The organism is Bacteroidales bacterium (assembly GCA_013141385.1).
Taxonomy (GTDB): domain Bacteria; phylum Bacteroidota; class Bacteroidia; order Bacteroidales; family Tenuifilaceae; genus UBA8529.
In genome coordinates this window covers 101744-115907 of the sequence record JABFRB010000011.1, presented here as the reverse complement: position 1 = coordinate 115907, position 14164 = coordinate 101744, and the positions used below count along the sequence as shown (strand labels likewise).

Below are 14164 nucleotides of genomic sequence, written 5' to 3'. Positions count from 1 at the left end.
CATACTAAAAATTGAATTCTACAATATTCTCGTTCTCTGTTTGAACAAACTGTACTAATTTAACATTTTCTCTATCCTCTTCATGATTAACGCTATTGCTAATTATATCATACAATGCTGGAACAGCATTTCTATGAAGACCTTGCCATCTCTTATCCGCTTTATATATTTCGTTAAGTGAGTATGGATTAGGTAATCCTATTTTTTTACAATGCTGTGTAAACCTGAAAATTCTATCAAAAGTTTTATCCCTTGTAGGCTCACAGTTTAGTACCCATGTTTGGAGCATCGATAACATTTTCTTCCCATGTTCTGGGTACAGTAACGTCTGCATACTTGCCCATTTATCGGAAGATACTTGTCCGTAATATGAGTAGTTAAATGGATTACATTCTGCTTGATAGATGTAATTTTTACATTCACTTATCAGATCAAGTGTTAACTGGAAATCCTCTTCTGTTTCCTCTGGGTGGCCAATAACCCAGTAGGTTGTTGTTTTAATTCCAGCAATTGCCAAATTCTTTAGTGTATTTCGGGTTTGCTCTATTGTAATACTTTTCCCCATTATATTCAGTACTCGCTGAGAACCACTTTCAACACCCAACCTCACCCTGTATAATCCTCCTTTTCTCCAACTAATTGTATTTTGCTGATTAACTCCCGGATCAACCCGCAAATAACTATCCATATAAACGTAAAGTTTTTGTCTGATCAACTCTCTGGAAAGATCATCTACAACTGGATTTAATAAAGCATCAGTCATAAAGAAAATCTGTTTTCCATAAGTTGATTTTATTCTTGAAATATCATCAACCACTATATTTATATCTCTCTTTATATACTCTCCAAAATACTTTGAGGCAGTACAAAAACTACATTGAAATGGGCAGCTAAAGGATGCTGTAGCAGCCACATACAAATAGTAGTTCAGATCAAAATCTGATAAATCAGGTATGTCTGCTTTATATTTTTGCACATCACTTTCACTTAAATCAGCCTTTGAAAATACTCTTTTGGAGTTCTCAAATTCCCCGTTTAATATCTTTAACAGTAATATTTCACCTCTTCCTAATACTATTTTATCAATAAATGATTCAGTATACTTAAGCATATTTTCATAGTTAGGAGAGCCAACAACCATAGAGTCTGAAAAAATGCCACCTCCCATGCAGGTTAATATACTACTATTAATTTCCTTTACAGTTTTAAACATATATAGTGCCGCCGGAAATTGTGTTTTATTAACAGTACACCCAAATACCCCCGGGTTAAAATCTTTCACAATTGAGTCTATATACTTTTTCAGGTAGGAGAAGAAATTTTTAATAATCTCATCAAGATTAATTAACTCTTCCCTGCTCGGATAGATAAAAAATGTATGATAAACAATTTCCTCAACCAAAGCGATATACTCATCGTAATCTGTAATATTAACAAAGGCTAACATATGATTCTGTAATACATCATGTCCTATGTTATACAAATTACCCCAGTTACTCTCTGGAATCATTATTCTTATACAATCAAAATAATCTTCATAGCATTTTTTGACCTGACTATCTATATTCAAGTCAATGGTTTTTACATTGAAATTATTTTTCTCAAGCATCCTTTTTATGGTAGCAATACCTTGAGGTGGAATCAATGGATCCCAATAGGGGGGCATCAGAAGTAGTACTTTCTGATAATTTGGATTAGGCATATAGGTATTTTTTCTTATTTAAATATCCGTGTTTCAAAATTGTAAGAAGCGCAAGTGCTTTTTTCATTATATCAAAAAATGGCACTATTAATGAGGTAGTTAATGAATTATTAATGTAAATTGAATTGATTCTATTATCAAAATAGACAAACTTATATTTTAATAATTAATTGTTTTTTAGAAGCAGTTTTAAAAATTGAAATCGACTGTATCAACAGCAATATCCTTAGTCTTAATCTTTGGTAAGATGCCAGAAAATTGTATCTCATCAATTATAACATCTGCTTCTATTACCTGAGTTAATATTTCCGTGAAATGAATCTGAAATTGTTCTATTCTTGCTTTATTAAATAGTTGGGTTGAGTATTCTAAATACATTTGAAGTTCCTCCCCTTGTTCGGTAACGCTTAAAGTTAAGTCGAATTTAGCTGAAGTATTTAATATGTTATATGGAGTAAGCTCAAAGGATGAATTTTTTCTCGCTGATTTATCCATATTCTGTAACGCAAGCACAATATTAAATAGTGGATTTCTATCAACTGCCCCAGTCAGTCCCAACCTATTTACTAATTCATCAAACGGATATTCTTGATTTTCCAAAGCATTTAAAACTCTCTTCTTAACTGCTTCAAGGAACACTAAATATTTCCAGTTACCATCTATTCTATTGCGGATGGCTAACATATTAACAAACATCCCTAGAGTGTTATTAAATGAGTTTTCATTCCTGCCTGTAACAGGAAAACCAATTACAATATCTTTTATATTAGTGTATTTATAAACTAAAACATAGTAAACTGATAGTAAAACCGTAAACATTGTTGCCTCTGACTTTACAATCAAATTATTAATTTTTTTGGTTACCTCTTTATTTATAGTCCATTCAATAAAGTTACCTTGATATTTATTCACTTCGCCTCTTTTATAATCCAAAGGAAGATCAATTAAAGGAGGTAATATCTTATACTCGTTCAGCCAAAAATCTTCTTGCTTTTTAATTAACTCTTTATAATACTTACTATTCTGCCATTCAGAAAAATCTTTATATTGGAATATAGGCTCTGCAATATTACTGCCCTCATAAAGTTTTAACCATTCATTCGCAATTATTTCTGAGGTCACTCCATCAGAGATGATATGGTGAATATCTACTACAAGGATAAACTTTTCATCCTCCATTTTAATTAACAAAACTCTTAACAATGGGGGCTTTGAAAAGTCAAAGGGTTTAATAAAATCAACAACTCGATGATTTATTTTATCTTCATTTTGAATATTATCGTACTCTATTTTAAAATCAACAAAATCATGTATTCTTTGAACGGGATTGCCATCGGCTATTACAAATGATGTTCTTAATGCTTCATGCCTTTTAATTATGCTTTTTAATGACTCCTCAAGAATATCTATGTTCAACTTTCCTTCGAGTTTAAATGCTGCATGAATATTAAAGATATTGGTTGAGCCATTCATTTTCTGAATAACAAATATTCTTTTTTGAGCCGATGATAAGTTATAATACTCTTTTTTCTCAACTTTATGAATAATCTTATAAACCTCCCTATGGGTTCTATGAATTGTATCTGCAACTCCTTTTAATGTTGGTTGACTAAATATCTCGGATAATTTTATTTTTACATTGAACTCCTTATTTATTTTAGAAGTTAATGCCATTGCTTTTAGTGAATGTCCTCCTATATGGAAGAAGTTTGCATTAACGCTAATTGATTCGTATGGTATATTCAAAATTTCAGACCAGATATTAGCCAATCTAACCTCAATATCATTTGATGGAGCAACATAATTATTACCTGCTACAATTTCAGGTGAAGGGAGGGCTCTTCGATTTACTTTTCCATTATTAGTAAGAGGGAGTTCATCTAACCTTACAAAATATGTAGGAATCATATATTCGGGTAGTTGACCAATTAGGTTGTTTCGTAAATTATCAACATCAAAGCCCTTAGAAGCAACTATATATGCACAAAGATATTTATCGACATTATTTTGATAAACACTTACAACACAGGATTTTACCTCTGAATTCTTGATTAACACGTTTTCAATCTCTCCCAGTTCTATCCTATAACCCCTTATTTTTACTTGATTATCAATGCGTCCTAATAGTTCAATGTTCCCATCGGGCAACCATCTTGCCAAATCAGCAGTTCTAAACATTTTACCCCCTTTTTCAAAGGGGTTTTCCACAAATTTTTTAAATGTTAATTCTGGGTTATTTAAATATCCATAAGATAGATTATCACCACTTACACAAAGTTCCCCGAATACACCAAGTGGTTGAGGTCTAAAATGTGAATCAAGAATTAAGGTTTGTACATTAGATATGGGTTTTCCAACTGTAACAACCGACTCATAATCACCTATATTTTCTCTACTATACTTGAATATGCTTGTAATATCAGTACCCTCAGTTGGTCCATAAACATTTAATATATTGAAATTAATCCCTTTTAATGAATTAAATAATTCATTTATAATCTCCAATTTAAGTTCCTCGCCTCCTATGAGAAAATTTCTGACACTTTTCAATTTTTCAAGTTCATCCCTAAATTGCAACATCATTTGTAGGTGCATTGGAGTACCATCCACAACATTTACATTATTACGTGCATAATACTCTAAAAGTCCTTTAGCCTCTGTACGTAATTCTTCAGGAACAATAATTAAACACTGACCTAGAGCGAGTGATGGAAATATTTGTTTTACAGATGCATCAAAAAATATGGGAGAAACAAGAGAAACATTTTGAACTTCAGGCTTTAAACTGTAAACATCTTTATCTATTGAATATATTAAATTGACAACACCCTTATGCCCAACCAAAACTCCCTTAGGTTCTCCAGTTGAGCCAGAGGTATAAATAATATATGCATACTCGCCCTTCTCAGCGTCTATTGCCACACCCGTCTGTTCTCCTGCAAAGATGGATGGAGAGTCTAAATATATTTTATGCTCTATACCTTCAACCTTATTTTGGAATTTGCTCTGAGTTAAAGTAATATCTATACTTGCGTCTTTTTTTATGTATTCTATTCTTTTTTGGGGATACGTTGGATCAATTGGCAAATAGGCTCCCCCAGATTTAGATATTCCCAGAATGCCTATGATCATCTCAACAGATCTATCAACAGCCAAACCTATACAACAATTCTTTTGGAAGCCATATGTTCCAAGTAACTTTGCCACTTGGTTCGATTTCGCTTTTAGATCCTTAAAGGTTAAATAGCAATCATTGTAAACAACGGCTACCCTGTCCGGGAATCTTGCAGCATTATCATCGAATAGTTGGTATAGCGTTTTTTCCCTTGGATACTCTGAATTAGTATTATTAAATTCAAATAAAAGTTGCTTTTTCTCTGAATCCGAAAGTACGTTCAGATCTTCTATAATAGTATCGTTACTATTAATAATATAATCAACTATCTTTAAGAAATGTTTTGAGATGTTCTCGATCAATATTCTCTCAAAATTCCGTGGGGAATATTTAAAACATATTTCAATTTTCTCACCTAGCAGTACACTAATTGTTAACTTATAGTTAGTTGACTCTCTAATAGAATAAGAGTTAATTACAAAATTATCACTTAAACTAGTTTTACTTATCGGATAGTTCTCAATAACAAATATTGATTCAAAAATATCCTCTCCTTTTAATCCGGAAACTTCTAGTATTGATTGTAATGGGACATTCTCATATTTTTCTCTTTCTCGTATTTTCGCAGAAATTTCGTTAATGACATCTAATATACTTTGATTTGATAATATATTTAACCTTAAAGGAATTGTATTTATAAATAGCCCAACCATATTTTCAATCCCTTTGAGCTTTACATTCCTCCCAGATATGGTTGTGCCAAAAAGAATATCATTTTTCCCTGAATATCGGTTTAATAATATTCCCCATGAGGTATAGAGTATATCGGCTATTGTGACATTATTATTATCGCAAATATTCTTTAGTAGTTGCTTACTCTCCTCTCCAATGGATATTTTAATTATCTCATTAGTATTTGCATTTAAAATACTATTTTTTGTTTGAATTGTCTTAAAATCACTATAGTCATTTAAATAGTTCTTCCAATAATTTAATTCAATTGAAGATTTTAAATTGTTTATTTTTATGAACTCTTTAAATCTAGTTTTACTTATTTGCTTAATTATTTCTCCTCTTATTAAAGCTTCATAATTATTTATTAATTCACTAATAATTAAACCATTACTCCAGCCATCATATAAAATATGATGATTACTAATAATTAATTTAAAATTACTCTCTCCTATTTTACATAGGGTTAGTTTAATTGGGTTTTCGTCGAGTTTTACAGATTCTTCATAATCCTTAATTAATACTTTTTCAAATTCTTGGTTTCTATAATTTGAATCGTGAAATGATAAATCAACAAATAATATATCACATTTTGACTTTTTTAATACAATCTGAATAGATTTACTTATATTTTCCCATCTAAAAATTGTTCTTAATACCTCATTTGTCTCAACAACATGTTGCCATGCTTTCGATAATAAATCGATATCAACAGAACCAATAATATCTAATGATAATTGAACAAAATAGGCTTTTTCTTCTTTACTCTTGAGGTAATAGTAAAGCATTCCCTCCTGTAAAGAAGTTAATCCATATATATCTTCGATATTAGTTTTTTCTATTTTGATATTTGTACTCATTTCAAAATCTAGGAAAACTATATTTTCTAAATAATATAATTTAAATAATTATTGTGCAAATCTTGTTTATGAAAATAGATATGATGCTCCTCCGATTAGAATTAATAAACACTATTATTTAATCAACACTATTGTTTACATAATAGCCAAACTGCAAACAAAAAATATGACCATCTAAAATGGAACTCATCAAAGAATTTCACCAAACCAAGTTGAATGTCCTTATAGAATTTAATTATTATATAATAATTAAACTTTTAAGATAAATAATGTGTTTTTTTAATTACTCCTGGCTTAACACATTAACCGGGTTTACATTGGCAGATCGCAGGGTATGGAATATTACTGAAATTACTGCTATAGATATTGAAACTATAATAGCAATAATAAATACCCATATACTTATGCTAATTTTATAGTAAAATGATTGTAACCATTTATTCATAAAATAATATGCAATTGGTATAGCCAGTATATTTGCAATAACAACCCATTTAACGAACCTCATTGTCATAATGGTTGTAATTCTTCCAACACTAGCCCCTAAAACTTTTCTAATACCCACTTCTTTTGCTCTTTGGACGGATAATAAAGATGCCAGACCAAATAATCCAAGGCATGATATTATAATTGCTATAAAAGTAAAATAGCTAAATATTTTTCCCATTCTTTGTTCAGATTTATACATTTCCTCGAATTTTTGATCAATAAATGAATAGACAAACGGATATTCAGGGTTCAATTTTTTCCAGGTTTCTTCAATCTTTTTAATGGTTCGAGGTATATTATTTGGAGATATTTTAATCAAAATATTATCAAATTGAATTTCAATACCTTTAACTAAAAATATGGGTTTTATATTATTTTTAAGAGATTCAAAATGGAAATTATCAGACACTCCAATTATAGTACCTTCATACCATCCCCAAACTTTAAATCTCTGGCCTATAGGATTTTTCAAATTTAATAGTTCAACAGCTTTGCGATTTAATATAGCACTTCGCTCATCACTTGCATAGTCTTTTGAAAAAGCACGACCTTGCTCTAATTTTATATCCATTGTTTCTATGTAATCATAATTTACACAATTGAAATTCACGTTTACATTTTGGATATCCGATCGTCCATATATTTCAACTTGATTATCTGAAAGTTCAATATTATTAGGCAAGAAAAATGCGGATGTAACAGTAAGTACACCCTCTTCCTTTAAAAGTTGGGCTTTAAAATAATCATAATTCCTTCTATCTCCCGTCAACGGAAAAGCAATGACATTTTTGGTATTTATTCCTAAATCTTTGTTTTTAATGTAGTTCAACTGTTGTGTAACAATAACAGAGCTTACAATTAAAACAATGGAAGTAATAAATTGTACAATTACTAAAAACATTCTTAATGTACTTTTCGATGCAGTAGTATTATTAAATGATTTGATTACATTAACAGAAGATAAGTAAAACGCAGGATACGATCCTGCACCAATACTAGTGATTAGTGCAATAATAAATAAATAAAAATATACGTCTATCCTATTAAGTATATTAAAATTAATACCCGTTAACTCATTAAATACTGGCATAAAAAGACGGATTAACAGTATGGCTAATAGAATAGCGACAAAAGATAATAAAAAGGATTCTGTAATAAATTGTTTTATTATTTGCATTTTCCCAGCACCATTAACTTTTCTTACACCAATTTCCTTCATTCGAGAAATTGATTGTACTATAGACATGTTTATATAGTTAATACAAGCACTTGCTAAAATGAACACTCCTATCATTATAAATATTAAAATACTTTGAATATTTCCAGCGCCACGAGGTGTGAACAAATGAATTCTTTTAAATGGATAGACTTTTAATGATTTAATAACACCAGGTTGTTGTAACGTTTGGTAAAATTCACTTATTCTTTTATTAAAGTCCTTTATATTAACTCCATCCCTAAGTTTTATATAAGTATCACCATATTCACCATGCCAATTTTCAACGAATCTTTGAAATAGACCATCAAGAGTTTTATAGGATGCTACAATGTTAAATTTTATTGAAGAATTTTCAGGACAATCTTCTAATATTCCTCCAATAGTATAATTTGCATCAGGATAATCCGCAGACCCCATTGAAATACTTTTACCAATAACATCAAGACTACCAAAGTATTTTAAGGCTATATGTTTTGTTAGGAATACAACATTTGGAGCTAGTAATTGTTTTTCATAATCGCCAGTAAGTACAGGAAAGTTAAATATCTTAAAAAGAGATGGGGTTGTAAAAATTAGATCGTCTTCATAAAATGTTTTTAATTCTTCATTTGATGTTATTTTTATTCGCATCCGAATTCGTTCATAACTTGACGATTCAACAACATCCGCAAATTTATCTTTAAGAACAGGTGCTAAAGCATAGTTTGTATCGAATGATTCCAACTCCCTATTCTGAGTATGCCATACTATTGATACTTGATATATATTATCGAGTTGTTTATGAAATTTATCGAAACTCATTTCATATTTAATCCAAATAAAAATCAGTAATGAGGCAGCCATTCCAATTGCAATACCAATAAAGTTTATCGCAGAATGAAATCGAAATTTTAATATATTCCGAAAAGCTGTTGTAAAATAGTTTTTAATCATATTACTTACGGTTTAGAATTAATATTTTAACTAAATCTTTTAGGCTTCTATTCTACTCTCTTATTTGCTAATATACAAAGTACATCAAGTTTGTTCTCTGAGTTCGGTTCAATACAATACTCCTTCTTTATATTTTCAAATCCATTACTTAATAATATGCTTTCGAGCTCATTATAATCAAAAAGGTTAGTAAGATATTGAGAAAAACTGACATTTTGAAATTTTTCTTTTGTTCTTATTGAGATACATAAACTACCATTTTTTATAAGAACTCTGCTTATTTCTTTGATTGCAGCATCAATATTTTCAAAAAAATATATTGTGTTAATTGTAACCACTTTGTCAAATGTTTCTTTTTCAAATGGTATGTTATATACATTAGCCAATTTTAATTCAACAATTCCGCTATTGATTAAGGATTGATTTCTAATTATTGCCTCTTCTATCATAGTTTCTGATAGTTCAATACCTTTATAGGTAACATTATCGGCCTTTTCTAATATATTCTGAATGAATTTACCATTACCAAAACCAACTTCGAGTATTCTATCATTATTTTTAATATTCATACTTTTAAATGTAAAAGAATTCATGAACAAGTTTATATCGTTCATTACATTCCCAACATGTTTGCCAATATTACCCGTAGGTTTTTTTAGTTGTTTGGCAAATAATTTATCATCCATTTTTAGGTAAGGTTGTTAATGACTTAATAATTTCAGAATATCAACCAAAGTTTTTTTATAAAACATCAATTGTCTAATTTAATAGAAATATTTTCGGTATGGTGTGTAGGAAGAACAAGAAGAAAGTAATTTAATGAAACTACTACTATTCTTTTTCAAATTATCTTTCTTATTAATTTGAAAAAATCAAAACAAAATTGATGTAGTAGATTGACTTAGCTATAAATAGGTAAATGTTAAACATATTATATTTTATAGTATTTTCGCAATCCATACTTTGAGATTATTTCAACCTGCATCTGTGAGGAGCCTTCAATAATCTCTAAAATTTTAGCTTCTCTAAACAATCTCTCAACAGGATATTTATTACAACATCCATTCCCCCCATGAAGTTGAACAGCATCAACCGCTATGGTCATTGCAATTTTTGATGTGAAATATTTTGCTATAGTCGTTTGCATAATAGCATCATGAGCTCTTTGATCTCTCATCTCCCCTGCATTTATGCACAATGCACGAGCAGCATGAATATCCGTTAATGAATCTGCTATTATTTTTTGAATTAGCTGGTAGGTATATATTTTTTTCCCAAATTGGATCCTATCTCTTGCATATAAAACCATCGCATCTAATGCCTCTTGAGCTATCGCTAAACCAGCCCATGCTATACTATAACGTCCATAATCAAGAGAAGTTGATACTATATACGAAAATCCATTTCCCTCTTTTCCAAGAATAGACTCTTCACCAACCTCTACATTATTTAGCTCAACTTCAGCAACATGAGCAGCTCTTCCAGCAAGTAATCCTTTAATAGGTTTCGTTATCACGCCATTTTCTCTCTCAACAATAAATGCTGTTACACTTGAACCATTTGAGGCTATAACAATAAAAAAATCAGCTATATCACCTAGTGTAATCCATTTCTTTTTACCATTTAAAACGTACTTGCTTCCTATCTTCTTATAACTTGTTTTTATATTTCTTGCATCACTTCCAACTTCAGGTTCTGTTAAAGCAAATGCACCTATTCTTTCGCCTTTAGAAATAGCAGGTAACCATTTATCTTTCTGATCCTCTGTTCCAAATTTAATAATTGCCTCACCAATTAATGAGGTATTTACCGTTAGTAATCCGCGAACAGAAGGATCTGCTTTACCTATTATCTCTGTTAACCTACCATAATTAACGGCATTCAATCCCTGTCCTCCATACTTTTGAGGGAAACAGCTACCCAGATACCCCTTTTCGGCCATTTTTTTTATTAACTCCTTTGGGAGACATTCATTTTCTTCGAATTGTGAAGCAAAAGGGCGGATTTCTACATTAGCAAATTGCTCTGCCTCCAATAAGAATTGCAGTTGCAAATCTAAAGTATCCATATTTACTTATTAAGTTTTTCAATGAGTCTCTCAATGTTGTTTACAGAACTGAAATTTGATATTTCCATTTCACTATTATCAATGGATATTTTAAACTCAGTTTCAATGTAATTTAATAATTTCATAGCAAACAAAGAATTTACAAATCCCATTTCAAAAATGTTATCACTATCAGTAAATTCAACGTCATCGTCAAAAATTATTAAGTTCGCCTTAATAAAATTTCTAATCTTAGTTTTGATCTCCATTTTAATTATCTATTAATTAATCATTTATTAGTTATTGGCTTTACATGCAGCTGCAATAAAATCATAAACATATCCTGAAGTAATAGCAGTATTTATAACCTGAAATCCATTACAACTCAATATACTGGTAAATTCTGATTCGGTTAGTAATTCTCTATAACCAAGGTTAAGTTCAGGGTGTACCTCAAAAAATGTTCTGGTAAGTGGACTATCTAAAGGGACTATTATTATTGATAGTGCATCATTTTTTAAATATTTTTTATGAACATCCAATACCTCCTTTTTATCTACAAAATGTTCAATTAACCCAAAACTACAAGTAATATCGAATTGTTCTTCAAGTTTTAGCTTAAAAATATCTTCAACTTTATATGAAATAAGATCCTGAATTACTTTGCTGTCCTTGCAAAATGCTTCATATGATGAATAATTATTATCAATTAAAAGACCTTTGCCACCATACTTGCTAATTATCCATTTTGTAAAAAATCCTGTAGCAGCACCTAACTCTAAGACTTTAGGTTCATGAATTTTTATATCCTTTAATAATATATTCATAACCCTATTCATAGCAATTGTCATATTAAATCCGCCCTCTTTAAGGTGTTTTTTAACCGCTTGAATGATATCAAATATTTGAGAAGGGGAATCGGAAGGCATAGACTTTGAGGAAAAATATTCATTCCAATTAAAATTCTCACCAATATCACCTGTAATACTTTTTGTTATATACATTTCATTGGTCTATTAAAGTTTATTACTTTAATCTTTTAAATTACAATCGAATATGTAAAAAGATTAATTTTTAATTACAATATCAATATAATTTGGATATTTTTGAATAGTGGTTAAATCATTCTCAAATACAACATTTCCCTCACTATCAGTTGATATCTCTTTAAAATTAGCAAACTTATAACTAACATACATCATTTTATTCCTATCAGTCTTTTTAAAATCTGCATAAAATTTGACACCTGCTTTTTTAGCCTCAAATAAAATATAGGATAAGAATACGGTACCTACTCCCCTAGATATAACCCTGCACGACATTAAAAATAATTTTAAGTGCCAACTCTCCTTGTTTAATTCAATTAATGCTAATCCTATTTTGCCATAGGATCCATACTTATCAATTAATTCACAAACCAATAATTTATGGTCTTTAGATTTTCTAAAAAAGTTTAAATCATCATAATCGTAGGTTATTCCAGTGGCATTTAGTTGGTTTGTTCTAACCGTAAGCTCTTCTGCTCTATTTAGATCTTCCTCTTCCGCCTCGCAAATTATAAATTTCATCTTTAATGATGCTAAGAATAATTCGCTCGGACCGTTAAAATTCTCCTCCTCAACCTTTCTTTGTATATCTTCCTGGTACATTAATCGCCTTCTCTTTGAATCCTCTGTTATGAATTTGGGTTTGAGGCGATTCATGTCCAATAAATTTAAATAGTCTGCTGCATCCACACATTCAACATCAGGGCATACTGAAGATACTTCATCTCTTTCAAAAGGCTGATCATCGCAAAATATGATAGTATCTATACCAATATTTATATTTTTTTGAATATTTAATATTGATGAGGATTTTGTACTCCAATGTATTTCTGGATATAAAAAGTATTGATCCAAATCAAACTCTTTCAATTTATTCATTGCATCGTTATAATTATTTTTACTAGCAATTGAATGTAGAATCCCCCTAGAGTCTAATTCTTTAATTATATTCTCAATTTCTGGTTTCAAAGAAACATTGCTATTTTCCGATAATATACCATCCCAAATTGTATTATCAAGATCCCAAACAATACATTTAGCTTCTTTCTTGTTCATTGAATTACAATTTTATATTCTAATTATAAAGAATTTAATTACACGATATTAAATTTATTCTATCAAGAATATTCATAAAATCCTTTTCCTGATTTTCTACCTAATAACCCAGCATTAACCATCTTTTTAAGCAAAGGACAGCATCTAAATTTTGGATCCTGATAACTTTGGTATAATATATCCAAAGAGTTAACAACTGTATCCAGTCCTATTAAATCTGCTGTTTCAAGTGGTCCTAGTTTATGACCATACCCTTTCTTGAAAATTAGATCTACTTCATTGGGCTTAGCCACATTCTCTTGAATTAAGAATGCAGCCTCATTCATAAATAGATGTGATAATCTATTTGCAACAAATCCCGGATAATCATTTACTACAACCGATTGCTTTTTTAGCGATTTAACAAACTCCTTTGCCACTCCAATGGTATCTTCCGATGTATGAAATCCCCTAACAACCTCAACCAATTCCTTTAAAGGTACTGGATTCATAAAATGCATACCAATTACGTTTTTACAATTTCTTACAGCTGATGCAATATTAGTAATTGATATACAACTTGTATTCACAAAATAGAGCACATTTTCACTACAGACCTTATCAAGTTCAGCGTATAATGCTAATTTACTTTCTAAATTTTCATTAATATTTTCGACAATATAATCAACACTCTTAAATTCACTGTAAGTTGATGTAAATGTTATTTTTTCTAGAATGTTCGAAACTTCAACTGATTTGTAATCACTTTTCATCATTTTAAAGAATCGGAAGTTCTTTTCTATTATACCTTTTGCATTATCTAGTGCTTTAGGGCTGATATCTTTAAGGATAACTTCGTATCCATAAAAGGCTAAATCAATTGCAACATCGCAACCCATCACTCCTGCACCTATTACAGCAACCTTTTTCATGTGTTTATATTTTTTTTAGTAACATATTACCTATGATATTCAAATCAATTTTTA

Annotated in this window: 9 protein-coding genes; all 9 read right to left on the bottom strand. The window is 30.0% G+C overall.

Translation table 11 applies throughout. The features are described from left to right. Positions 1-4: 4 nt before the first annotated feature. Positions 5-1702, bottom strand: coding sequence for a radical SAM protein (locus HOO91_06380; protein NOU17169.1), 1698 nt, complete (start codon positions 1700-1702; stop codon positions 5-7). 189 nt (positions 1703-1891) lie between these two features. Then, positions 1892-6409, bottom strand: a complete 4518-nt coding sequence (locus tag HOO91_06375) for an amino acid adenylation domain-containing protein (protein ID NOU17168.1) — start codon at positions 6407-6409, stop codon at positions 1892-1894. 283 nt (positions 6410-6692) lie between these two features. After that, positions 6693-9050, bottom strand: a complete 2358-nt coding sequence (locus HOO91_06370) for an FtsX-like permease family protein (protein NOU17167.1) — start codon at positions 9048-9050, stop codon at positions 6693-6695. Positions 9051-9097: 47 nt separating this feature from the next. Further along, a complete protein-coding gene (locus HOO91_06365) occupies positions 9098-9736 on the bottom strand; it encodes a class I SAM-dependent methyltransferase (protein NOU17166.1) in 639 nt (212 codons plus the stop codon). A 245-nt stretch (positions 9737-9981) separates the two neighbouring features. Continuing rightward, on the bottom strand, positions 9982-11118 hold the full coding sequence (locus HOO91_06360; protein NOU17165.1) for an acyl-CoA dehydrogenase: 1137 nt from the start codon (positions 11116-11118) through the stop codon (positions 9982-9984). 2 nt (positions 11119-11120) lie between these two features. Beyond that, a complete protein-coding gene (locus tag HOO91_06355) occupies positions 11121-11366 on the bottom strand; it encodes an acyl carrier protein (protein ID NOU17164.1) in 246 nt (81 codons plus the stop codon). A 27-nt stretch (positions 11367-11393) separates the two neighbouring features. Beyond that, the gene (locus HOO91_06350) at positions 11394-12101 is read right to left on the bottom strand and encodes a methyltransferase domain-containing protein (GenBank protein ID NOU17163.1); all 708 of its coding nucleotides are present in this window, start codon (positions 12099-12101) and stop codon (positions 11394-11396) included. Between the two features lie 63 nt (positions 12102-12164). Beyond that, entirely contained in the window at positions 12165-13199 is a 1035-nt protein-coding gene (locus HOO91_06345) for an HAD-IIIC family phosphatase (GenBank protein ID NOU17162.1), read from the bottom strand. A gap of 62 nt (positions 13200-13261) precedes the next feature. Further along, on the bottom strand, positions 13262-14110 hold the full coding sequence (locus tag HOO91_06340; protein ID NOU17161.1) for a 3-hydroxyacyl-CoA dehydrogenase family protein: 849 nt from the start codon (positions 14108-14110) through the stop codon (positions 13262-13264). Between the last annotated feature and the right edge of the window lie 54 nt (positions 14111-14164).